This window comes from Chlamydiota bacterium, assembly GCA_012729785.1.
GTDB lineage: Bacteria > Auribacterota > Tritonobacteria > UBA1439 > UBA1439 > UBA1439.
This window is the reverse complement of sequence record JAAYCL010000022.1, coordinates 57,163-79,838: the sequence shown is the minus strand read 5'-3', so window position 1 is coordinate 79,838 and position 22,676 is coordinate 57,163. Positions and strand designations below refer to the sequence as shown.

Here is a 22,676-nt window from a genome sequence, read left to right as displayed (position 1 = left end):
GCCCTTTCCCCGCGCCCCCGCTCAGGCGAACCGACGCATCCCCGCGCCCGCCTTCAGTTCCCGCACGATCCGCTTCAGCTCCTGCGCCGCGCCGCGCCGGCAGACGAGCACCGCATCGGCGGTCTTCACCACGACGAGATCCTTGACGCCGAGGCAGCCCACTATACCATCATCCGAGACGATGATACAGCGCTCGGTGTCGAGGGCGACGCTGTTGCCGAGGATCACGTTCCCCGCGCGGTCCTCGGGGAAATGCCGTTCGAGGGCGCACCAGGAGCCGGCGTCGTCCCAGTCGAAATCGGCGCGGGCGACGACCGTCCGGTCGGACTTCTCCATCACCCCATAGTCGATGGAGATCCGTTCGATCCGCTTGTAGACCCGCCGGATGACGGCGGCGGCCCTCCGCGTGCCCAGCGCGTCCCTGATCTCGACCAGCCCCCGGTGCAGCGCGGGCATGTGCCGCTTGAACTCCTCGGCGATGACGGACGCCTTCCAGACGAAGATCCCGCTGTTCCAGTAGTAGTCGCCGCTCCTCAGGTAGCGCCGCGCGACGGCGGGGGCGGGTTTCTCGGTGAACGCCCGCACCTTCGAGAAGACGGTCCGCATCCCGCGGGACACCGCGGCGCCCCCGCGGATGTAGCCGTAGCCGGTCGCCGGCTCCGTGGGGACGATGCCGAGGGTGACGAGACACTCCCGCTCGCGCGCGAACCGGCAGGCGTCGCGGAGGGCGGCCAGCAGCCGCCGCCGGTCGCGGATCACGTGGTCGGCGGGGAGCACCACCATGACCCCCTCCGGATCCCGCGACAAGACGATCGCCGCCCCCAGGGCGACGCAGGCCGCGGTGTCCCTCCCGAACGGCTCGGCGACGATGGAGCCGCGGGGGATGCGGGGGAGCTGGCGGGCGATGAGGGGCGCCTGGAGCGCGGTGGTCACGACGACGAGACGTTCCGGCGGCACGAGCCCGGAGATGCGCCGCGCCGTCTCCTGGATCATCGTGCGTTTCCCGAAGATGCGGAGGAGCTGCTTGGGGAGCGCCTGCCGGCTCGCGGGCCAGAACCGTTCCCCTCCCCCCCCCGCCATGATCACCGCGAAGATGCGCCCCTGCGTCGGTTGTGCGCGCATGATCCCCCCCGCCGGCCTGTTCAGCCGCCTTGTCTCCCGTCCGCCCGTCCGCCGCCCCGGCGCAGCGGCGCCGACAGACGCCTCGCCTTCGCGCCCACCCGCCCGATCAGGTCGGCCGGCGCGCCGCCGCGCTCGATCTCGCGCACGAGCGCGCTCCCGACCACGACCGCGTCCGCCGCCCGGGCGGTCGCGGCGACCTGCGCGGGCGTCGAGATCCCGAAGCCGACCGCGACAGGCGCGCAGGCGGCGCGTTTCAAGGCGCGGACGCGGGCCGCGAGCCCCGGGTCGAGCGCGCCGCCCTCCCCAGTGACCCCGGTCCTCGAGACGCAGTAGATGAACCCCCGCGCCTGCCGGGCGATGCGGCGCGCCCGCTCCGGCGGGGTCGTCGGGGCGATCAGGACGATCCGCCGCACGCCGCGGGCGGCGAGGACCGCCGCGCAGCCCCGGGCCTCCTCGGGGGGGAGGTCGAGGAAGAGCGCCCCGTCGACCCCCGCCCGCGCCGCGTCCGCGGCGAACCGGTCGAAGCCGTAGGCGTGCACGGGGTTCAGGTAGGTGAAGAGGACGATCGGGATCTCGGACCGTTCCCGGATGCGGCGCACCATCCCGAGGACGCCGCCGAGGGTCGTGCCGCGGCGCAGCGCGCGTTCCGCGGCGCGCTGGTTCACCACCCCGTCCGCGAGCGGGTCGGAGAACGGGACGCCCAGCTCGACGATGTCGGCGCCGTTGGCCTCGAGCGCCCGGACGAGCGGGACCGTCATGGCCGGGGACGGGTCGCCGGCCGTCAGGTAGGCGATGAACCCCGCGCGCCGCTCCTTCCGGAGCCGTCTGAACGCCGCGTCGATCCGGTTCACCGCCGCCTCCCCCGGCCGGCACGCCGGACCGTCTCGACGTCCTTGTCGCCGCGGCCGGAGACGTTGACGATCAGCACCTGCCCGCGCCGCATCCCGCGCGCCGCCGTGCGGGCGTAGGCGACGGCGTGCGCCGACTCGAGGGCGGGGATGATCCCCTCCTTCTCGCTCAGGAGCCGGAACGCGTCGAGCGCCTCCGCGTCGGTCACGCTCACGTAGCGCACGCGGCCGGTGTCGTGCAGGAAACTGTGCTCGGGGCCGACGCCCGCGTAGTCGAGCCCCGCCGAGACCGAGTGCGTGTTCCGTATCTGCCCGTCGGCGTCCTGGAGGACGTAGCTCAGGCTCCCCTGGAAGACGCCGGGGCTCCCGCCGCCGAACCGCGCCGCGTGCATCCCGCTCCGCAGCCCCAGCCCCCCCGCCTCGACCCCGATCATTTGGACGCCCGGCTCGGAGAGGAAGTCGTGGAAGAGCCCGATCGCGTTGCTCCCCCCGCCGACGCACGCGACGAGACAGTCCGGGAGCCGCCCCTCGGCGGCGACGATCTGGCGTTTCGTCTCCCTTCCGATGACGCGCTGGAACTCCCGCACCATCAGCGGGTACGGGTGCGGACCCGCCACCGTGCCGAGCAGGTAGTGCGTGTCGCGCACGTTGGCGACCCAGTCGCGCATCGCCTCGTCGATGGCCTCCTTGAGCGTGCGGCTGCCGCTCCGGACGGGGACGACCGACGCGCCGAGGAGCTCCATCCGGAAGACGTTGAGCCCCTGGCGCCGCATATCCTCCTCGCCCATGTAGATCACGCAGGAGAGCCCGAACCGCGCCGCGACCGTGGCGGTCGCGACGCCGTGCTGGCCCGCGCCGGTCTCGGCGATGATCCGCCGCTTGCCCATCCGCCGGGCGAGCAGGATCTGGCCGAGGCAGTTGTTGATCTTGTGCGCCCCGGTGAAGGCGAGGTCCTCGCGCTTGAGGTAGACCTTCACGCCCTTGAAGAGGCGCGTCAGGGCGGGCGCGAAGGTGAGCGGCGTCGGGCGCCCCGCGTAGTCCCGCAGGTGGCGGTCCAGCTCCGCCCGGAAGGAGCGGTCCCGCCAGGCGCGCTCGAACTCCCGGGCGAGCTCCTGGAGCGCGAAGACGAGCGTCTCGGGGACATACCTCCCGCCGAAGGCGCCGAAGTAGCCCGGCCGCGCGCGCCCGCTCATCGCCCCCCTCCCGTCCCCGGCCGCGGATCCGCGCCGGCCGCCTTCGCGCGCCTGACGAACTCCTCCATGCGCGCCCGGTCCTTTTTCCCCGGCGCCGATTCGACGCCGCTGCTGACGTCCACTGCGTACGGCGCCGCCGCGGCGACGGCCCGCGCCACGTTCTCGGCGGTGAGCCCCCCGGAGAGGATGATCGGTTTCCCCGCGGCGGCCGCGACGGCGGCGAGCTCCCACCGGAACGCCGTCCCCGTCCCCCCGCGGACGCCGGGGAGATGGCCGTCCAGCAAAAACGCGCCGACCGGGTACCGTTCGATCCCGCCCAGGGCCTCCGCGTCCTTCACGCGGAACGCCTTGATCGCGCGAGCGCCGAACAGGCCGCACTCCTCCGGCCCCTCGTCCCCGTGGAACTGGACGAAACCGAGGCCGCAGCGCGCGACGATCTCCCGGATGCGCGCCGGGCGCTCGTTCACGAACACCCCCACCGCCGCGACGAACGGCGGCAGGGCCCCGACGATCGCCGCGGCCTCCTCGACGGAGACGCGGCGCGGGCTCGGGGCGAAGACGAAGCCGAGGGCGTCCGCGCCCGCTTCGACGGCGAGGAGGGCGTCGGCGGCGTTCGTGATGCCGCAGATCTTCACGCGGACCGTCATCGGCGTCCCCCGGGCGCCGCGGCGCCGGCCATCCCCCCGATGAGCGCCGCGAGGGCGCGGCCGGGATCGGCCTCGGCGAGCAGCCGCTCGCCGACGAGCGCCGCCCGGACGCCGCAGGAGGAGAGGGCGTCCAGGTCCGCGGGGTTCCGGATGCCGCTCTCGCTCACCACGATCCTATCGGGCGGGATCAGCGGCTTCAGGGCGAACGTCGTCTCGAGCCCGACCGAGAGGGTCTGCAGATCCCGGTTGTTGATGCCGATGACGCGCGCCCCCGATCCCACGGCCGCCTCGACCTCCTCCTCGGCGTGGACCTCGACGAGGGGCGTGAGGCCGAGGTCGAGGCAGCGGGCGGCCAGGCGGGCGAGTTCCCGCCCGGGAAGCAGCCGCGCGATGAGCAGGACGGCGTCGGCGCCCGCCGCCGCCGATTCGTGCACCTGGTACTCGTCCACGATGAAATCCTTCCGCAGCACCGGGAGGGAGACCGCCTCCCGCACCAGGAGGAGGTGGGCCATTTCGCCCGAGAAACGGCTCTCCTCGGTGAGCACGGAGATCGCCGCCGCCCCCGCCGCCTCGTAGCCGCGGGCGATGGCCGCCGGATCGTAGTCGGGACGGATGAGCCCGGCGGAGGGGGAGGCCTTCTTCGTCTCGGCGATCACCGCGAACGGCCGCGCCGCGAGGGCGGCGCCGAGGTCGCGCGGCGTCCGCCGCCTCGCCCGCGCGTCCAGGGCGGAGACGGGCGTCTCGCGCCGGCTCTGCGCGACCCGGCGCCGCTTCGCCGCGACGATCCTCTCGAGGAGGCGTTCGATTGGATCAGAAGAGCCCAAACAACCTCCTCCTCTTCGGCTTCGGCGGGGCCGGCTTCTGGAAGCGCCGGTCGACGGAGATCATCGCCTTCGGCTCGCACCGCATCACGCCGGTCTCGAGGTAGAGGAGTATCCGCTCCCCCGCCCGGTAGGTGGTGCCGTTCTCGACGACCTCGGGGTTTCCGCGCAGCGTCACGAGGTGCCGCGTCGACTCGTAGTCGAGCCGCCCGGCCCGGAGCGCCCGGTTCCCCGCCTTCGCCTCCACCGTCCCCGAGGCCTCGAGCGCGCTGAAGAAGTCCCCCGAGAGCGCGATTCGGATCGTCCCCGCGCAGGAGATCGACAGGTCCCCGTGGACGACGGTCGATCTCCCCGTCGCGATGACGCCGCCCCCGGCGTCGCGCGAGAGCGAGGTCGCGGTCACGACGACCTCGCCCCTGCCCTCGGCGGGCAGGCGCAGCTCCGCGGCGGCGGCCGCGGACGAAAAGGCCGCCGCGAGCATGGCGGCCGTCAGTATCGTGCGCATCCTCCGATCCTTTCTTCGGGCCTTCCCGCGGTCACGAGACGGCCAGCAGCACCTTGAGCGCGCCCGCGGCGGCGCGCATCGCCTCCACGCCCCGCTCCAGCGAAAACTCGGCGGCCGCCAGCGCGGAGACATCCACCGCGCCCGCGGCGAGCGACTCCAGCGCCCGGTTGAACGGGCCGCAGCGGGAGCCGATAAGCGCAACCTCGTCCACGACGAGCGACGCGAGCCCCACCGTATGCGGGCCGGCGATCGTGGTCTTGAGAACGATCCTCCCCGCGGGGCGCACGATCCGCAGGGCCGTCTCGAGTCCCGAGGGGCTGCCGGTCGCCTCCACCACCAGGTCCGCCCGCGGCAGCCGGCGCGCCTCCCCTACCAGGCCGGTCTCGGCGCCCGCCGCGCCTGCGAGGGCGAGCTTCTCCGGGTGCTTCCCGAGCAGCGTCACCGGGAAACCTTCCGACACGAAGACCATCGCGACGAGGATGCCGAGCCGCCCGTCCCCGAGCACCACCGTCTCCTCCCCCTTCGCGGGGGCCGCCTGGATCAGCGCCTGCCAGGCGGCCGCGAGCGGCTCGACGAAGACCGCCTCCCGGTCCGAGACGCCCTCGGGCACCGGGTGGAGGTTCGCGTCCGGCAAAACGAGGAGATCGGCGAACGCCCCGTCGTGCCCCTGTATCCCGAGGACGCTTCGCGTCGGGCAGTGCTTCCCGAGGCCGCGGAGACACAGCGGGCAGGAACCGCAGGGGCAGTTGATCTCCCCCACCACCCGTTTCCCGACGAGGTCGCCGCGATCGCTCTCCTGTACGCGCCCGACGAACTCGTGCCCGAGGACGCCGTGAAACCCCATGTACCCCTTGACGATCTCGAGGTCGGTGGCGCAGATCCCCGCGAGCGAAACGGAGACGAGCGACTCACCGGGCCGGCGCGCCGGCGCCGGGTGGTCGGTGCGCAGGCGGAGCTTCCCGTCGTATACGAGCGCGCGCATCGGTGTGCCTCCGGCAGCGCACGGTCGGACCCGTCCGATTCGTCCGCCCTGTGCGGGGACACTGTACTACCTTGCGGGGGCGAGGTCAATTCCCTCGACGCCGGCGAAGAGCGACACGCACCGCTCCCCGAAACAGGGGGCCTCTGCCACCGCCTCCGCCGCCGCGGCCAGCCGCGTTTCGAGCTCCGCCGCGTCGCTCGAAAGGATCCCCCCCGCCGCGAGATCCCGCCGGTGGAAACACGGGTAGACGGAGCCGTCGCAGTCGATGACGAACGCGCCGGATCCCATGGCGCAGCGGCGGGGTTTCAGCGGTTCCCCGCGGCCGTAGAGGCCGAGCACGAGGCGGGCGTACGGCTCCGCGCCCGAGGCCGAAGCCCAGCGCCTCACGGCGGGTTCCACGACGGCCCACTCGTCCGGGGAGAGGCGGCGCGGGGAGAGGGACCGCTCCCCCGCCGATCCGGGGGGGATAAACGCCGGCTGGAGCAGCGCGGCGACGCCGCTGCGCGCGGCCCAGTCGAGGATCGCCGGGATCTCGTTCGCGTTTCGCCGGTGGAACGCGATGATCGCGGTGACCGGGACCGCCGCCTCCCGCGCGAGGAGAGCGACCGCCGCCGCGCGCCGCGGGAGCGTGGCGGTGTCGTTCACCGAGAGGGAGACGGCCTCGAGGCCCGCCTGCGCGACGCGCCGGACGGTCCGCTCGTCGAGCGGGTCGCCGTTCGTCAGGAGGAGCCGCGTCATGCCGCAGGCGCCCGCCTTCTCGAGGATCTGCCCCAGGTCCGGGCGGAGGAGCGGCTCGCCGCCGCTGACGATGAGCTTCGTCGCGCCGAGCTCGGCGGCCCTGCCGACGGCCTCGATGATCCGGGGCGTCTCCAGCTCGACCGAGGGGTGGCGGAGGTAGCCGGTGGCGTAGAAGCAGAACGGGCAGTCCCGCGTGCAGCGGCGCGTGGCGACAAGAAAGGCGGTGCGCATCGCGCCTCAGAGGGACGAGGCGAGCGTTGCGCCGAAGGCGGTCGCCTTTTCCTTGAGTATGGCGTCGCGCGCGAGCGCGCCTTCCTCCATCGGCGCCCGGGGGGCCAGGAACGAGGCGTACGGTCCCCCGACGAACTCGGCGAAGATCCGGAAGGTGTCCTCGACGATCTTGAGGCCCTCGTGTATCTCGCCGCCCGCCGAGGCGATCAGGGCGATCGTTTTCCCCTTGAGCGCGGAGGTCGCATTCCCCTCCTCGTCGAACTTGGCGAGCGAGAAGCAGCGGTCCAGAAAGACCTTCGTCTGCGCCGAGGGGCCGAAGAAGTAGATCGGCGTGGCGATGACGAGGGCATCGGCGGCCGGCAGGCGGGCGAGGAGTTCCGAGGCCTCGTCGTTCAGGACGCACCGGTACTCCGCAATCCTCTGGCAGCCGTAGCAGGAGGTGCAGCCGCAGGCGGCGTAGCGCAGCCCCGTGAGGTCGATCAGTTCGACGTCGACGCCCGCCTTCCGCGCGCCCTCGGCCGCCCACTCCGCAAGCGTGCGCGTGTTTCCCGCCCGGCGCGGGCTCCCGCACAGGATCACGATCTTCTTCCGGCTCATCGTCTTCCTCCCCTGGTATGCGCCGGCGGCAGGCCCCGCACGATCTCCAGGCATGCCTCGGCCCTGTTCAGCGTGTAGAGGTGGATCCCCGGCGCGCCGTTCTCGATGAGCCCGCGCGCCTGGGCCTTCGCATGGGCGATCCCCTCCACGGCGACCGCGGGCGGACCGCCGCGCCGGTCCGCATCGCGGAGGCGGGCGAGGTAGTCGTCCGGGAGGCGCGCCCCGCACTTGGAGACGAGCCGGTCGATGGTCGACATGGAGAGGACCGGGAGGATCCCGGGTATCAGGGGCTTGGCGATTCCCGCCTCCCGGGCCCTGCGCACGAAGTCGAAATAGACGGCGTTGTCGAAGAAGAGCTGCGTGATGGCGAAGTCCGCGCCGAGGTCGAGCTTGCGCTTCAGGAAACGCAGATCCTCCTCCGCGCTCGGCGCCTCGGGGTGCCCCTCCGGGTAGGCGGCGACGCCGATGCCGAGCGAGGGGTGCCGGGACCGGATGAGGGAGACGAGGTCGGCCGCGCAGCGGAACGCGCCGTTTCCGCCGGGGAGGCACGCCGGGCCGCCCTCGGGGAGGTCCCGGGCGGCGGACGGGTCCGCGGGCGGGTCGCCGCGCAGGGCGAGCACGTTGTCCACGCCCGCGTCGACAAGGGCGTCGAGGAACCCCTCCACGGACGCGGCGGAGGCGCCGATGCAGGTGAGATGGGCCATCGTTTCGAGCCCGCAGTCGTTCCGCAGGCGCGAGACGATCTCCATCGTGTTGCCGCGCGTGCTCCCCAGCGCGCCGTACGTGACGGAGACAAAGAGCGGGTCCACCGCGCGGAGGCGTTCCACCGCGGCGAAGAACGCCGGCCAGCGCTCCCGGTCGCGCGGGGGGAAGAATTCGAGCGAGACGAACGGGGCGCTTCTCGTGAGCAGTTCCGCGATGCGCATAGGGGGTTTCCGGCCGACGCCCGCGCAGACCCGCGCGGAGAGACACCGAAGATGATACCACACCGCCGTTCGGTTGGCATCATCCGCCGGGGATAGGGACGCCGAGGGAGGGAGGAGCGGCACGCCGGACGGAAGATGGGCCGCGGAGCGCCCCGGACGGGAGGCGGAGGATCGTCCCCGGCTTGCGTCCGCCCGCCCGCGCCGGCGCGGGGCGCCCGGCCTCAGACCGGGACGCCTTCCCTGCGGACCAGCTCGCGGAAATCCTCCATCAGGCGGCGCGTCACGGGACCGGGTTTCCCGTCGCCGATCAGGCGGCCGTCGACCTTGACGACCGGGATGATCTCCGCGGCGGTGCCGGTCAGGAAGCACTCGTCGGCGTTGAAGACGTCGTGCCGGGTGAGGGTCGTCTCCCTGACCTCGATCCCGTCCCGCGCGGCGAGGGCCATGACCTCGTCGCGGGTGATCCCCTCGAGGACCCCCATGTAGAGCGCGGGGGTGAGGAGGCGCCCGTCGCTGACGATGAAGATGTTGTCGCCGGTGCACTCCGAGATGAAGCCGTGGCTGTTCAGCATGATCGCCTCGTAGACGCCCGCGTTGATCGCCTCGATCTTGGCCATGATGTTGTTCAGGTAGTTCAGCGACTTGATCCTGGGGTTGACCGCCTCGCCGAGGTTGCGCTGGGTGGGGACCGTGACGACGCCCAGCCCCTTCTGGTAGAACGCCTTCGGGTACAGGACGATCTTGTCGGCGATAATGATGACCTGCGGGGTGCCGCAGGTGAACGGGTTCAGCCCCAGCCGGCCGATCCCGCGCGTGATGATGAGGCGGATGTACGCGTCCTTGAGGCCGTTCTCCCTGACCGTGGCGACGACCGCCTCGGCCATCGCCTCGCGGCTCATCGGGATCGAGAGCATGATCGTGTGCGCACTCTTGAAGAGCCGGTCCACGTGCTCCTTCAGGCGGAATACCCTCCCCCCGTAGGCGCGGATCCCCTCGAAGACGCCGTCGCCGTAGAGGAACCCGTGATCGTAGACGGAGATCTTCGCGTCGGCCTTGGAGTGGAACGAGCCGTTGATGTAGATCTTCATCGGTTGTCTCCGGTGGAACGGATCGGTGCGCGTGACGCGGTGATACGATAGCCGAAAACCCCCGCCGGTGTCAATCGGGTTGTCCGCGGCGGATTCCGCTACCGATCCGCCGAAACCACCACGCCGTCGCGCATCCGCAGGCGTCGATGCGCGCGGCGGGAGAGCTCGTCGTCGTGCGTCACGATGACGAACGCCTGCCCCTCGCGGCGGTTCAGGTCGGCGAGCAGGGCGTGCAGCTCCGCGCTGGTGCGGCTGTCGAGGTTGCCGCTGGGTTCGTCGGCGAGCACGAGGCGCGGCCGGTTCATCAACGCCCGGGCGATCGCCACCCGCTGCTGCTCCCCCCCGGAGAGCTGGGACGGCTTGTGGACGAGGCGGTCCCCGAGGCCGACCGATTCCAGCAGGGCGGCGGCGCGCGCGCGCGCCGCCCCGCCGCCCCCCGCCCCCCGGGCGCGGTAGACGAGCGCCGGCATCAGCACGTTCTCCAGCGCCGTGAACTCCGGCAGGAGGTGGTAGAACTGGAAGACGAACCCGATGCTTTCGTTGCGGACCCTCGCGCGGGCGTTCTCGGAGAGTTTGAACAGGTCGCGCCCGTCGAGGCGCACCTCCCCGGAGTCCGGGCGGTCGAGCGCCCCCAGCAGGTGCAGGAGCGTGCTCTTCCCCGAACCGGAGGGCCCCACGATCGACAGCATCTCCCCCGGGAAAACCGAGAGGCCGACGCCGCGGAGGATCTCGATCCGGTCGGCCCCGTTCAGGTAGGTCTTGCGGAGGCCGCGCGCCTCGAAGAACGGAGCGTTCGCCTCACTCATAGCGAAGCGCCTCCACCGGGTCGAGCCGCGACGCCTTCCAGGCCGGGTACAGCGCCCCGATCGTGCTCAACGCCAGGGCGATGAAGCCGGTCCAGCAGATGCGCGCCCACGAGAACTCCACCGGGATCTGGTCGAAGTAGTAGATGTCGCTCGGGAACGGGTTGAAGCCGGTGAGCCAGTCGATCGCCGTCGCGATCGAGTTGATATGCTCGAGGAAGAGGAGGCCCGCGGCCGTGCCGATGAGGGCGCCGATCGCCCCGATGATCGCCCCCTCCACGGTGAAGACGGCCATGATGCTCAGCGGCCTGACGCCGATCGCCTTGAGGATGCCGATATCCTTCGTCTTCTCCATCACCACCATGATCAGGGTGCTGGCGATATTCAGCGCCGCGACCAGGACGATCAGGGTCACGATGATGAACATCACCTTCTTCTCCATATTGACCGCGGCGAAGAGCGTCGGGTTCTGCTCCATCCAGCTCTTGACGATGCACGGGAAGGGGAACGCCTTCCGCAGCTCGCCCTGGATCCGGTCCGTGTCGTACAGGTCGCGGATCTTGACGCTCACGCCGTGGACGCCGTCGCCGAACCGGTAGAGCTTCTGGGCGGTCGCGAGATCCGCGTAGATGAGGTTGCTGTCGTAGTCGCTCATCCCGGCGTTGAAGATGCCGGCGATCACCCGGTCGAGCACGATCGGTACCGGCCCCGCGGGCGTGTCGACCTCGACCGGGGAGATGAGCTTCACCTCGTCCCCGACCACGAGGCCCAGCTCCCTCGCCAGCGCCTTCCCGACGAGGATGCCGGGACCGGAGGCGAGGAGGTCGCCCTGTTTCAGGAACTTCGCGAGGGAGGTGGCCCGCCGCTCCCCCTCCGGGTCGATCCCCCGCACCATCACGCCGCGCGCCTGGCGCTGCGGCGTCCGGAGCATCAGCGGATTGAGGATGAAGGGGCTCGCCGCCACGACGCCCGGCACGGCCTCGGCCTTCGCGACCACGCCGGGCCAGTCGTACATCAGGGCGCGGGTGTGGATGTGCAGTTCGGCGTAGACCCCGATCACCTTCTCCTTCATCTCCCGCTCGAAGCCGCTCATCACCGCCAAAACCACGATGAGCGCCATCACCCCGAGGGCGACCCCCGCGATCGAGATGAACGAGATGAACGAGATGAAACGGTGCCTGCGCTTGGCCTTCAGGTAGCGGAGGCTGATGAACATCTCCAGCGGCATCCTCACATCGCGCCCCCGGCTTCCGCCCCCCCCCTTCCGGGGTTCTCCTCGCGCGCCGGCGGGCGAGCGGCGGGACGCGGGACGTCGGACGAAAGATCGCCATCCCGTCCCTCGTCCGACGTCGCCTCGCGTCTCCCCTCCTCCGGCTTGAGCTGGGGGAACAGGATCACGTCCCGGATCGACTCGCACCCGGTGAAGAGCATCACCAGGCGGTCCACGCCGATGCCGAGCCCTCCCGCGGGGGGCATCCCGTACTCGAGCGCCCGGATGAAATCCTCGTCCATCCGGTGCGCCTCCTCGTCCCCGCGCCCCCGCGCGGCGATCTGCGCCTCGAAACGCTCCCGCTGGTCCAGCGGGTCGTTCAGCTCGGAGAAGGCGTTGCCCAGCTCGAGCCCGCCGATGTACGGCTGGAACCGTTCGACGAGGAGGGGGGCGTCCGCCTTTCTCCGGGCGAGCGGGGAGAGAGCGACCGGGTGGTCGATCAGGAACGTCGGCGCGGAGAGCGTCGGGACCACGAAGGTCTTCACCGCCTCGTCCACGATCTTGGCGTAGGTCTTCGGCCCCTCGATGACGAGCCGCATCCGCTGCGCCGCGGCGACCGCCGCGTCCTCGCCCTTCTCGGGGGAGAGGTCCTCGCCGGTCCGCTCCCGCACCGCCTCGAGGAGGGGGAGGCGCGGCCACGGGGGGTCGAGCCGGATCTCGCTGCCGCGGTAGCGCAGGATGCGGGAGCCGAGCAGGTCGTCGGCGAGGGCGGCGACCATCTCCTCCACGAGCGCCATGATCTCCCGGTAGTCCGCGTACGCCTGGTAGAGTTCGAGCATCGTGAACTCGGGGTTGTGCCGGGTCGAGATCCCCTCGTTGCGGAAGTTGCGGTTGAGCTCGTAGATCCGCTCGAACCCTCCCACGAGCAGCCGCTTCAGGTACAGCTCGGGGGCCACGCGGAGGTACAGCTCCGCGCCGAGGGCACGATGCCGCGTCACGAACGGCCTCGCGACGGCGCCCCCCGGGAGCGGCTGCATCATCGGCGTCTCCACCTCGAGGAAGCCGCGCCGGTCCAGGAACGCGCGGATGCCGCGGACGATCCGGCTTCGCGCCAGGAAGACGCGCAGCGACTCATCGTTGGCCATCAGATCGAGATACCGCTGCCGGTAGCGCGTCTCCACGTCGGCGAGCGCGTGCCACTGCTTCCCATCCTTGGCCTTGCCGAGCGGCGGCTCCCGGAGCGCCTTGGAGAGGACGGAGAGCCCCCGTACTGCGAGCGTCTTCTCGCCGGTGCGGGTGGTGAAGAGGGCCCCGGAGACGCCGACGATGTCGCCGAGGTCCAGTAGCCCCGCGAGGGCGAAGACGTCCCCCGGGAGGGCGTCCTTCTTGAGGTAGATCTGGATGCGGCCGCTGGCGTCCCGCAGATCCGCGAAGATCGCCTTCCCGTGTCCCCGGATCGAGACGATCCTGCCCGCGAGGCGGACCTCCCGCCCCTCGGAAAAGCCGCCGAGCGCCTCGCCCACCGGCAGGCGCCCGGGGAACCCCTCCCGGTAGACGCCGGCCCCCTTCTCGACGAGGAGCCGGAGCTTCTCGACCCGCTGACGGTACAGATCCCCGGTTTCCATCCCTGTCCCCCCATCCCGCGCCGCCGCCGTGAAGCGGGGGCGCGCGGGCATCCCGCCTCCGCGCGCCCTGTTCACCCCCCGCTTCGGCGCCTCACGGCGCCGGTTCCGCGTCGCCCCCGGGAAGCTCGGCGGGCGAGATATCCGGCGCCTCGACCCACGGGTTGTACTCCGGCTGCATCAGGCCGTTCCATCCCGCCCGCGGCAGCGGAACGGGGAAGGTGACGATGTCGACGAGCCCCGAGAGAAGGCGGCACGGGAGCAGGAGGAGCCCCTCGCCGAGCCCCTGCGCCCCTCCCCTCGCGATCCCCTTCTCCCCCGCCGTCCTGTGGATCCGGTACGGCACCTCGAGCCAGCAGCCGAGCGCGTTGGAGAAACCGCGGTCCGTTTTGCGGCCGATGTCGTCCAGGTACGCCGCCGAGGCCGTCCCGCAGAGAAGCCCGCACAGCGCGACAGAGGCGCCCCACGCCGTCCTGCTCATCCGTCACCTCCTTCGTCCCCCACGCCGCCGGGCGCGCGTCGCGACTACCCCCGCACCGCTCCGCTCCGCAGAAAACCCTCGATGAACGGCTGGATCTCCCCGTCCATCACCGCCTCGACGTTTCCCGCCTCGTGCTTCGTGCGGTGATCCTTGACCATCTGGTACGGCTGGAAGACGTACGAGCGTATCTGGCTCCCCCAGGCGATCTCCTGTTTCACGCCCCGCTCCTTCGCGAGCTCCTCCTCCCTGATGCGGCGGTAATGCTCGGCGACCCGGGCGGTGAGGACGCGCATCGCGGTCACCCGGTTCTTGTACTGCGAGCGTTCATTCTGGCACTGGACGACGATCCCGGTGGGCAGGTGCGTCATCCGGACCGCGGAGTCTGTCTTGTTGACGTGCTGCCCCCCGGCCCCGTGCGCGCGGAAGGTGTCGATCCGGAGATCCTCGTCTTTGATCTCCACCTCCTGTTCCCCCTCCACCTCCGGCACCAGATCCACGGAGGCGAACGAGGTGTGACGGCGCTTGGCGGAGTCGAACGGCGAGATCCTGACGAGGCGGTGCACCCCCCGCTCCGCCTTGAGGTAGCCGTAGGCGTGCTCCCCCTTGACCGACAGGGTGACGCTGCGGAACCCCGCCTCGTCCCCCGGGGCCATGTCGAGGACCTCGGAGGCGTAGCCGCGCTTCTCCGCCCAGCGCCGATACATCCGCAGCAGCATCGCCACCCAGTCGCACGCCTCGGTGCCGCCTGCCCCGGCGTGGATCATCATGATCGCCCCCGCGCGGTCGCGGGGGTCGCCGAGGATCGACTCGAGCTCGAGCTTCCGGTACTCCCCCTCGACCCGGTCGAGGTCGTTCAGGAGGCCGGAGGCGGAGGCGTCGTCCCCCTCCTCCCGGACGAGTTCGAAGAGGACGCCGAGATCCTCGAGCTCGGCCTTGAGCCGCTCCCAGGCCTCGACGGTCTCGCGGATCCGGGACAGCGACTCGGTGACGGTCCGGGCGCCCGCCTGGTCGTTCCAGAAGCCGGGCCTCCCCATCCTCTCCTCGAGCGCCGCGATCTCCTCCCTTTTGCCGGCGAGGTCAAAGATAGTCTCCGAGTTGCCGAAGCCCCTCGATGAGCCTCCGGTGCCGCTCGGTCAGTTCGTCCAGCATGCGCCCCTCCGTGGCGCGCCCATTATAGCACGCGCGCCGTGTCGTCCCGCGGGAAACCGTTCCCCCCTCTTCCCCTCCGCGCCGGCCCGAGGAGCAGGAGCGCCGCCGAGAGGGCGGCGCAGACGGCCGCGAAGACGTTCCCGCGCCGGGTGTAGAAGGTGCTCGTCTCCGTGAGCGGCACCTCCTCCACCGCCGTCCCCTCGACGAACAGCTCCTCGCCCGAGGGGTCCCTGAGCACCCGGTAGACCCGCCCGAACGGGTCGATGAAGCAGGAGAGGCCGGTGTTCGTGGCCCGGACCATCCCCACGCAGTTCTCCACGCAACGGAAGACCGCGTGCGCGGCCTGCTGGTACGGCTGGCTCGTCCTGCCGAACCAGGCGTCGTTGGTGATATTCACGAGGAACCGGGCGCCCCGCTTCACGAAGTTCCGGGCGAGGTCCGGCAGGATGTCCTCGAAGCAGATCAGGGCCGAGAAGTCGCCTTCGGCGAGCGGGAAGACGGTGAACTCCTCCCCCGGGGTGAAATCCTCTTCGTAGGGGACGAGGCGTTTCAGGAACGGGAAGATCCGCTTGCAGGGGATGATCTCACCGAAGAGGACGAGATGGATCTTGTCGTAGCGCCCGAGCGGTTCCCCGTCCGCGCCCACGAGGAAGGCGCAGTTGGTGTAGCGCGGGTCGTCGAGATCGGAGACGTGGACGCTCCCCAGGAGCAGCGGCGTGCGCATCTCGCTCTGGAGCGCCGCGGTCGTGCGCCGGAGGAGCGGATCGTACCAGTAGTAGCCGGGCACCGAGGTCTCCGGCCAGACCACCAGGTCGGGCTCGGCCCCCTTCACGCCGCGGGTGAGGCGGTGGAACCTCTCGATGATCTCGCGCGCGAACCCCTCCCCGAACTTCTCCTCCTGCGGCACGTTCCCCTGCACGATCGCCACCCGCACCGTTTCGCCGAGCACCGCGCCGCCTCCCATCCACCAGCCGCCGTGGACGAGGGCGAGCGAGGCGGCGAGGAGGGCGGCAACGGGTCCCGCGAAACGCCGCGCCCCGCGCCTGACGGCGCAGTCGTAGAGGGCGGCGTTGACGAGCACGACCAGGAACGACACCCCGTAGACGCCGGTGACGGAGGCGAACTGGATCAGGCGCACCGCCCGGTGCTGCGTCACCCCCAGCACGCCCCACGGGAGCCCGGTGAACGCGTAGGTGCGCATGTATTCGAGCGCGGTCCAGACGAGCGGCGCGACCAGCCACCAGGGGGCGGGGACCCGGCGGCGGGCGTAGTTCATCAGGATCCCGAAGAGCGGGAAGTAGAGGGCAAGGTAGCAGGTGAGGACGAGGAACCCGGCGACCGTGACGTTGTTCAGCCAGTAGAAGAGGGCCCAGTAGAAGGCGACGCCGCCGAGGTAGCCGATCCGGAACGTCTCGCGCCATCCCCGCCCCTCGATCGCGATGAAGAACGGGACGAGCCCCGCCCAGGCGAGGAGGTTCCAGTCCGCATCCGGGAACGATGCGGCCAGCAGGAGGCCGGAGAAGATCGAGAGGAGATACGGGAGCATGGTCATGGGGCGGCGCGTCAACGTTCCATCAAAGAAGGCGCGGGGGGGCGGCGGCCGCTCCGTAGGGGCGCGGTGCCCGCCGCAGGGAGGGGTCCATCCTCACGCCTTCCCCGCGCCGCAGCATTTCTTGTGCTTCTTGCCGCTGCCGCACGGACACGGCTCGTTGGGGCTCACCTTCCGATCCTTCCTGACGAACGGTTTCCGCGCCGGCCGCGGCGCGTCATCGCCGCCGAGCGCCCCGTACGACTGCTCGTGGTGCGCCGCGGCGCCGGCGAGCGCGGGCTCCGGGACCTCCCCCGCCGCCATTTGGAAGGCGCTCACCTCCCGATGGACGTACGTCTGCTGGGCGGGCTCCGCCAGTATCTGCCGGATCGTCTGCGGGGAGAAGGTGGTGCGGAATATGCCGCCCACGATCCCCTCGTTGATCGCGCCCATCATCTCGGAGAACATCTCGAACCCCTCCTTCTTGTACTCGATGAGCGGATCCTTCTGGCCGTACGCCCTGAGGAAGATCCCCTCGCGCAGGGCGTCCATGTTGTACAGATGCTCCTTCCAGAGGCGGTCCACGACGCTGAGCATCAGGAGGCGGCAGAGCCGCTGCATCCCCGGCTCCCCTCCCTCCCCGCCCGCCTCGCGGTCCATCCGGCGCGCCGCCTCGTCCTCGAAGCCGGCCTTGCGCGAGAAGGCCTCGTCGATGCGGGCCAGGACCGCCGCCGCGACCGTCTCGGGGGTCGCCCCGTCCGTGTCGAGGTCCGAGCCTTGCAGGAAGACGGGGAAGGTGAAGTTCAGCCAGTGCACGAGCCCGTCGATCCCCCACGCGTCCCGGTCGGCCTCGGCGGGGAGATGGAACGCGACCTTCTGCTCGACGAGCTCCCGGATCAGGTCGCGCACCATCGTCCGGGGGTCCTCGGTGGCGAGCACCTGATTGCGGAAGTCGTAGATGACCTCCCGCTGCTTGTTCATCACGTCGTCGTACTCGAGGGTGTGCTTCCTGATCGAGAAGTTCCGCTGCTCGACCCTCTTCTGGGCCGTCTCGATCGAGCGGGTGAGGAGCGGGTGCACGAGCTCCTCCCCCTCCTTCATCCCGATCCGCTCCATGACCCGCGCGATCCGCTCGGAGCCGAAGAGCCGCATCAGGTCGTCCTCGAGCGAGAGGTAGAAGCGCGAGGAGCCCGGGTCCCCCTGCCGGGCGCTCCGGCCGCGGAGCTGGCGGTCGATGCGGCGCGCCTCGTGCCGCTCGGTGCCGATGATGTGGAGGCCGCAGGGCGGGTCGTCCCAGCACGCGCTCATCCGGCCGGGCTTCCCGCAGAGCGGCTTCGGCAGGCGGCGGCACTGCCGCTCTTTCGGGCATCGGACGCAGCACCAGCGCCCGTCGGCACGCTGGCAGTCGGCGTTCACGACCCCCTCCCCGAGCTTGATGTCCGTGCCGCGGCCGGCCATGTTGGTGGCGATCGTCACGGCGCCTCTCTGCCCCGCCTTCGAGACGATCGCGGCCTCCTGCGCGTGGTAGCGGGCGTTCAAAACCGCGTGCGGAATCCCGCGGCGCTGGAGGAGGCGGCTCAGCACCTCGGACTGGTCGACGCTCACCGTGCCCACGAGCACCGGCCGTCCTGCCTTGTTGAACTTCTCGATCTCGTCCACGACCGCGTTGTACTTCTCGCGGCGCGTCTTGTAGATGACGTCGTGAAAATCCTTGCGGCGCACCGCCTCGTTCGTCGGGACGACGACCACGTCGAGCTTGTAGATCTGGTGGAACTCCGGCGCCTCGGTCTCCGCGGTGCCGGTCATCCCGGCGAGCTTGGCGTAGAGGCGGAAGTAGTTCTGGATGGTGATCGTGGCGAAGGTCTGGGTCTCCTGCTCGACCTTCACCCCCTCCTTCGCCTCGACCGCCTGGTGCAGACCGTCGCTCCAGCGCCGCCCCGGCATCAGGCGCCCCGTGAACTCGTCCACGATGATCACGCGGTTGTCCTGGACCACGTACTCGACGTCCTTCTCGTAGAGGGCGTAGGCGCGGATCAGCTGGGTGAGGCTGTGGAGCTTCTCGCCGATCTCGATCTGCCGCTGCTGCAGCCGGCCCACCCTGCGGGCCTTCTCCTCGGGGGAGAGGGACGCATCCTCCTCGATCATCTGCGTGGCAGTGATGACGTCGGGCATCACGAACGCCTGCTGCCCGCTCGGGTCGAGGACCTGGTGGCCCTTCTCCTTGATGTCGATGTCGTGGCCCTTCTCGTCGATCTCGTAGTAGAGCTCCTCGAGGAACTTGAATCGCTCCTCCTTCTTCAGGTCGACCCTGAAGTCGAGGTCGACCCGGTCCACGAGCTTCCTGACCTTGGGCTCCTCCATCAGCTTGAGCAGCTGGCGGTTCTTGGGAGCGCCCTTGCTCACGAGCCAGACCTTGCGTGCCGCCTCGTACTCCTTCTCCGAAACGCCGATCTCCTCCCTGGCCTCGTTGACGAGGCGGTTGCAGAGAACCCCCTGCTTCCGGACCAGCGCCTCGGCGCGGGGCTTGAGCGCGTCGTACTGCTGCGACGACACCACGGCGGGCCCCGAGATGATGAGGGGGGTGCGCGCCTCGTCGATCAAGATCGAGTCCACCTCGTCCACGATGGCGAAATGGTGCCCGCGCTGGACCTGCTCCTCCAAACTCATCGCCATCCCGTTGTCGCGGAGGTAGTCGAAGCCGAACTCGCTGTTCGTCCCGTAGGTGATATCCCTGCGGTACGCCTCGCGACGGGCATCGTGCGGCATGTCGTGCTGGATGCAGCCGACGGTGAGGCCGAGGGCGCCGTAGACCTGCCCCATCCACTCCGAGTCCCGGCGGGCGAGGTAGTCGTTGACGGTCACGAGGTGGACGTTCTTCCCGGCGAGCGCGTTGAGATAGAGGGGCATCGTGGCCACGAGCGTCTTCCCCTCGCCGGTCGCCATCTCGGCGATCTTGCCCTGGTGGAGGACGATGCCGCCTATCAGCTGGACGTCGAACGGGACCATGTCCCACTCGATCTCCTGCCCCGAGACCTCCCATCGCTTCCCGAGGAGACGCCGGCAGACGTTCTTCACCGCGGCGAACGCCTCGGGCAGCAGATCGTCCGTCGTCTCGCCCGCGGCGAGGCGCTTCCTGAACTCCTCGGTCTTGCCCCGGAGCTCGTCGTCGGAGAGCGACTGGTATTCTTTTTCGATCTCGTTGATGCGCGCCACGAGGGGACGGAGCCGGCGGATATCCCTGTCGTTTTTCGTGCCTATCGTGTGCTTCAGCAGCCACATGAACATTCCGGATCCTTTCGCCGAAAAGCGGAGTATACCATCATCCCTCCGGCCGGACAAGAGCGCGCGGGGCCGGTGCGCCGGCTACCACGCGTACGGGGCCGGGCAGCCGGAGAGCGCGCGGGGAGGGGCCGGAGATGCAGGGGCGGAATGTCCCAATCGGCGCCCCGCGGGGACGGGCCGGTGACGCGGCGGCAGGAGGTCCCCGATCTGTGCTTCGCGAAAACAGGCCGGCGGGGCGGCAAACGGCGCATCGCATCGGCGGGTCTGCGGAATGCGGACGGGCGGCCGGGGGCGCGCGGGGATGGCAGATCTCGCCCAAACCCGCCGCCGAACTGGAAGATATGCACCCGGGACGGCGCGGCAGGAGATCGGTCGGCCGGGCATCCTCTGCGCGACAAGCCCAGGCGACCGGGGGTGCGCGGGAGGGAAGCTGGTGCCGGGGGTCAGAATTGAACTGACGACACCTGCATTTTCAGTGCAGTGCTCTACCAACTGAGCTACCCCGGCATCATATTGATTCTGAAGTTATTAATGTTATCACCCCAGAGGGGATTGGTCAACCACCCGTGGGGGTGATTATGCGGGCAAGAAGAAGCCCCGCTCCCGACGGGCGCCGGAAGCGGGGCGTGTGTGGTATGTATGCGGCACCCTACTTCACCGTCAGCGTCTCACGATCAACCGTGCCGAAGTAGATGAGGTTGTCGGCGGAGACGGTTTTGGTCATGTCCACCGCTCCGCCTTCGAGGTAGTAGGTTCCTGTGGCTATCCCCGAGAAGCTCGCCGAGAGAACCAGGTAGTCCCGGATGGGCTCGGACGTCACGATGGTCCCCACCTCGAAGCCGAGGTACGGCACCGGCGAGGCCGTGAACCCGACGCCGGACTGGTAGTAGAGCGTCGAGCCGTCGGCCATCAGGATGCGTACGAACGGGTAGCACGGCACCGTCAGGGGCCATACGTCCGCCGTGACGGAGATCGAGTCAGTCGTCCCGTACTCCGTCTTGTCCGCAGTCAGGTCGATCGGGGGCGTGGGCGTGGTGGTCGGCGTCTCCGTGGGCGTGGAGGTCGGGGTGATCGTCGGTGTCTCGGTGGGCGCCTGTCTGATGCAATAGAGGCGGTTATCATAAGAGCCGACATACACCCGCCCGTCACTCCCGAGCGCAGGCGAGGAGTCCACATACCAACCGGTTACATAACTCCACGACAGCGCTCCGTCGGAGGCGATGGCATAGAGCCTGTTATCCTGAGATCCGACATGCACCCGCCCGTCACTCCCGAGCGCAGGCGAGGAGTGCACATTACCGCTGGTTTCATAACTCCACTCCAGCGCACCGTCGGAGGCGATGGCATAGAGCCTGTTATCAAAAGAGCCGACATGCACCCGCCCGTCACTCCTGAGCGCGGGCGAGGGGCGCACAACGTCGCCGGTTTCATAACTCCACGACAGCGCTCCGTTGGAGGCGATGGCATAGAGCCTGTAATCATAAGAGCCGACATGCACCCGCCCGTCACTCCCGAGCGCAGGCGAGGAGCGTACATTACCGCTGGTTTCATAACTCCACTCCAGCGCACCGTCGGGGGCGATGGCATAGAGCCTGTTATCCTCAGAGCCGACATACACCCGCCCGTCACTCCCGAGCGCGGGAAAGGAGCGCACATTACCGACGGTTTCATAACTCCACGACAGCGCTCCGTCGGGGGCGATGGCATAGAGCCTGTTATCATAAGAGCCGACATGCACCCGCCCGTCACTCCCGAGCGCAGGCGAGGGTTGCACCCACCTGCCGGTTTCATAACTCCACGACAGCGCTCCGTTCGAGGCGATGGCATAGAGCCTGTTATCATAAGAGCCGACATGCACCCGTCCGTCACTCCCGAGCGCAGGCGAGGAGTCCACCCAAGAGCCGGTTTCATAACTCCACGACAGCGCTCCGCCGGGGGCGATGGCATAGAGCCTGTTATCTGCTGAACCGACATACGCCCGCCCGTCACTCCCGAGCGCAGGCGAGGAGAACACATAATAGCCGGTTGCATAACTCCACGCGAATTCGGGATTTGACGGTCCCGCGTATTCGCTCTGCCCCGTGTGCCGCGCGTCGTGCATGAACATCGGCCACGGGGTGTCGGCGAGTTCGGCGTGTGCGGGGGAACCGGCGACAAGGGATGCAACGAGGGCGAGCATCAGGCACATAGAGAGGTATTTCATCAGAACCTCCTTTTTGGATGGTACGGCGTATTGCCTATGTAAATGCAAGACTTGGGGGGTAAACACAAAAAGGTGCGCCTCCGCGGGCCCGGGCGGGGCCTCCCCAGCCCTCCTCCATGCCGCGCGCTCCCTGAAGACCGCCTCGGCCCGCCGCGCCCCCCGGCGACGAAAAGAACGGCGTACCGGAAAAACCTCTCGGCGGCGCTCATGACGCCCTCCTTTCGCGCGCCCTCCTCTGCGGAGGCCCGGGGCGTCGCAGCCGTATCCGGCGTCCCCCCGCTTCGCGCCGCGCCGTATCCCTAAAGGATCTCCCGTCCGTCCTCACCCCTCCATCGTCCCACTGATAGTAGACCACCGGGCCGCGCGCGGAGTGTCACGGAAATGTAAAAAGATTGTAGAGAGATCGTGCCAGGATCATTCAACAAGATTAATCCGCTCCTGAGTGACCTGTTCCTCCAGGTTTCGACCAGATGTCTGAAGGTCTGTTATCAGCAAACGCTTGTGGGTTCGGAAAGGAGGCGCGGTGTCCACATAGTGTCTGTCCACCGGCTGCAAACGCCGCCGAGCATAGACGGGGCGATGCAACGAGATCGGGCGCGATCCATTGGGGCTGTCGCTGCTTGCCTGCATGGTGGGAGTAAGGAGAATGCGGGGTCAGCGTCAGCACTGCAGGAAGCCTTCTAGGGAAAACTGAAAGCAA

General features: G+C 69.8%; 18 protein-coding genes, 1 tRNA gene and 1 pseudogene. All 20 read right to left on the bottom strand.

What is annotated here, in order from left to right; genetic code table 11:
- Window positions 1-21: 21 nt before the first annotated feature.
- Complete coding sequence (locus GXY35_05095) at window positions 22-1,122, bottom strand: mannose-1-phosphate guanylyltransferase (protein NLW93959.1); 1,101 nt, start codon at window positions 1,120-1,122, stop codon at window positions 22-24.
- A 20-nt stretch (window positions 1,123-1,142) separates the two neighbouring features.
- Window positions 1,143-1,973, bottom strand: a complete 831-nt coding sequence (locus tag GXY35_05090) for a tryptophan synthase subunit alpha (protein ID NLW93958.1) — start codon at window positions 1,971-1,973, stop codon at window positions 1,143-1,145.
- Window positions 1,970-3,163: a tryptophan synthase subunit beta gene (trpB, locus tag GXY35_05085; GenBank protein NLW93957.1), complete on the bottom strand. Its 1,194-nt coding sequence runs from the start codon at window positions 3,161-3,163 to the stop codon at window positions 1,970-1,972. Before trpB ends, GXY35_05090 begins: the two co-directional genes overlap by 4 nt.
- Complete coding sequence (locus tag GXY35_05080) at window positions 3,160-3,810, bottom strand: phosphoribosylanthranilate isomerase (GenBank protein ID NLW93956.1); 651 nt, start codon at window positions 3,808-3,810, stop codon at window positions 3,160-3,162. The genes trpB and GXY35_05080 overlap by 4 nt, the downstream gene beginning before the upstream one ends.
- A complete protein-coding gene (gene trpC, locus GXY35_05075; protein NLW93955.1) occupies window positions 3,807-4,634 on the bottom strand; it encodes an indole-3-glycerol phosphate synthase TrpC in 828 nt (275 codons plus the stop codon). The genes GXY35_05080 and trpC overlap by 4 nt, the downstream gene beginning before the upstream one ends.
- Entirely contained in the window at window positions 4,621-5,136 is a 516-nt protein-coding gene (locus GXY35_05070; protein NLW93954.1) for a hypothetical protein, read from the bottom strand. The genes trpC and GXY35_05070 overlap by 14 nt, the downstream gene beginning before the upstream one ends.
- A gap of 31 nt (window positions 5,137-5,167) precedes the next feature.
- Window positions 5,168-6,118: an alcohol dehydrogenase catalytic domain-containing protein gene (locus tag GXY35_05065; GenBank protein ID NLW93953.1), complete on the bottom strand. Its 951-nt coding sequence runs from the start codon at window positions 6,116-6,118 to the stop codon at window positions 5,168-5,170.
- Between the two features lie 66 nt (window positions 6,119-6,184).
- Window positions 6,185-7,087, bottom strand: a complete 903-nt coding sequence (locus GXY35_05060; GenBank protein NLW93952.1) for a radical SAM protein — start codon at window positions 7,085-7,087, stop codon at window positions 6,185-6,187.
- A gap of 6 nt (window positions 7,088-7,093) precedes the next feature.
- A complete protein-coding gene (locus tag GXY35_05055) occupies window positions 7,094-7,684 on the bottom strand; it encodes an NAD(P)H-dependent oxidoreductase (GenBank protein ID NLW93951.1) in 591 nt (196 codons plus the stop codon).
- The gene (locus GXY35_05050; protein NLW93950.1) at window positions 7,681-8,610 is read right to left on the bottom strand and encodes a methylenetetrahydrofolate reductase [NAD(P)H]; all 930 of its coding nucleotides are present in this window, start codon (window positions 8,608-8,610) and stop codon (window positions 7,681-7,683) included. Before GXY35_05050 ends, GXY35_05055 begins: the two co-directional genes overlap by 4 nt.
- 221 nt (window positions 8,611-8,831) lie before the next feature.
- Window positions 8,832-9,698 (bottom strand): branched-chain-amino-acid transaminase, encoded by an 867-nt coding sequence (ilvE, locus tag GXY35_05045; protein NLW93949.1) that lies wholly within the window; start codon window positions 9,696-9,698, stop codon window positions 8,832-8,834.
- A gap of 98 nt (window positions 9,699-9,796) precedes the next feature.
- Complete coding sequence (locus GXY35_05040; protein NLW93948.1) at window positions 9,797-10,504, bottom strand: ABC transporter ATP-binding protein; 708 nt, start codon at window positions 10,502-10,504, stop codon at window positions 9,797-9,799.
- Entirely contained in the window at window positions 10,497-11,735 is a 1,239-nt protein-coding gene (locus GXY35_05035; GenBank protein ID NLW93947.1) for a lipoprotein-releasing ABC transporter permease subunit, read from the bottom strand. Before GXY35_05035 ends, GXY35_05040 begins: the two co-directional genes overlap by 8 nt.
- On the bottom strand, window positions 11,732-13,336 hold the full coding sequence (gene lysS / locus GXY35_05030; GenBank protein NLW93946.1) for a lysine--tRNA ligase: 1,605 nt from the start codon (window positions 13,334-13,336) through the stop codon (window positions 11,732-11,734). Before lysS ends, GXY35_05035 begins: the two co-directional genes overlap by 4 nt.
- 91 nt (window positions 13,337-13,427) lie before the next feature.
- Window positions 13,428-13,814: an exosortase system-associated protein, TIGR04073 family gene (locus GXY35_05025; GenBank protein NLW93945.1), complete on the bottom strand. Its 387-nt coding sequence runs from the start codon at window positions 13,812-13,814 to the stop codon at window positions 13,428-13,430.
- Between the two features lie 44 nt (window positions 13,815-13,858).
- Window positions 13,859-14,963, bottom strand: a protein-coding gene (prfB, locus tag GXY35_05020; GenBank protein NLW93944.1) for a peptide chain release factor 2 whose coding sequence is annotated in 2 segments (ribosomal slippage) — window positions 13,859-14,905 and window positions 14,907-14,963 — 1,104 coding nt in all. Because the reading frame shifts where the segments join, the coding sequence is not laid out codon by codon here.
- Window positions 14,964-14,985: 22 nt separating this feature from the next.
- Window positions 14,986-16,515, bottom strand: coding sequence for an apolipoprotein N-acyltransferase (gene lnt, locus GXY35_05015; protein NLW93943.1), 1,530 nt, complete (start codon window positions 16,513-16,515; stop codon window positions 14,986-14,988).
- Window positions 16,516-16,608: 93 nt separating this feature from the next.
- Window positions 16,609-19,776, bottom strand: a complete 3,168-nt coding sequence (secA, locus tag GXY35_05010) for a preprotein translocase subunit SecA (protein NLW93942.1) — start codon at window positions 19,774-19,776, stop codon at window positions 16,609-16,611.
- A gap of 428 nt (window positions 19,777-20,204) precedes the next feature.
- Window positions 20,205-20,280 (bottom strand) — tRNA-Phe (locus GXY35_05005).
- 832 nt (window positions 20,281-21,112) lie between these two features.
- Window positions 21,113-21,976 (bottom strand): annotated as a pseudogene (locus GXY35_05000) (PQQ-like beta-propeller repeat protein).
- Between the last annotated feature and the right edge of the window lie 700 nt (window positions 21,977-22,676).

Coding starts and splice junctions, on each gene's coding strand:
- lnt (NLW93943.1), bottom strand. CDS start 16,515: ATGACCATGCTCCCGTATCTCCTCTCGATCTTCTCCGGCCTCCTGCTG.
- GXY35_05055 (NLW93951.1), bottom strand. CDS start 7,684: ATGAGCCGGAAGAAGATCGTGATCCTGTGCGGGAGCCCGCGCCGGGCG.
- GXY35_05080 (NLW93956.1), bottom strand. CDS start 3,810: ATGACGGTCCGCGTGAAGATCTGCGGCATCACGAACGCCGCCGACGCC.
- ilvE (NLW93949.1), bottom strand. CDS start 9,698: ATGAAGATCTACATCAACGGCTCGTTCCACTCCAAGGCCGACGCGAAG.
- lysS (NLW93946.1), bottom strand. CDS start 13,336: ATGGAAACCGGGGATCTGTACCGTCAGCGGGTCGAGAAGCTCCGGCTC.
- GXY35_05070 (NLW93954.1), bottom strand. CDS start 5,136: ATGCGCACGATACTGACGGCCGCCATGCTCGCGGCGGCCTTTTCGTCC.
- trpB (NLW93957.1), bottom strand. CDS start 3,163: ATGAGCGGGCGCGCGCGGCCGGGCTACTTCGGCGCCTTCGGCGGGAGG.
- GXY35_05040 (NLW93948.1), bottom strand. CDS start 10,504: ATGAGTGAGGCGAACGCTCCGTTCTTCGAGGCGCGCGGCCTCCGCAAG.
- GXY35_05025 (NLW93945.1), bottom strand. CDS start 13,814: ATGAGCAGGACGGCGTGGGGCGCCTCTGTCGCGCTGTGCGGGCTTCTC.
- GXY35_05060 (NLW93952.1), bottom strand. CDS start 7,087: ATGCGCACCGCCTTTCTTGTCGCCACGCGCCGCTGCACGCGGGACTGC.
- secA (NLW93942.1), bottom strand. CDS start 19,776: ATGTTCATGTGGCTGCTGAAGCACACGATAGGCACGAAAAACGACAGG.
- GXY35_05050 (NLW93950.1), bottom strand. CDS start 8,610: ATGCGCATCGCGGAACTGCTCACGAGAAGCGCCCCGTTCGTCTCGCTC.
- GXY35_05065 (NLW93953.1), bottom strand. CDS start 6,118: ATGCGCGCGCTCGTATACGACGGGAAGCTCCGCCTGCGCACCGACCAC.
- GXY35_05095 (NLW93959.1), bottom strand. CDS start 1,122: ATGCGCGCACAACCGACGCAGGGGCGCATCTTCGCGGTGATCATGGCG.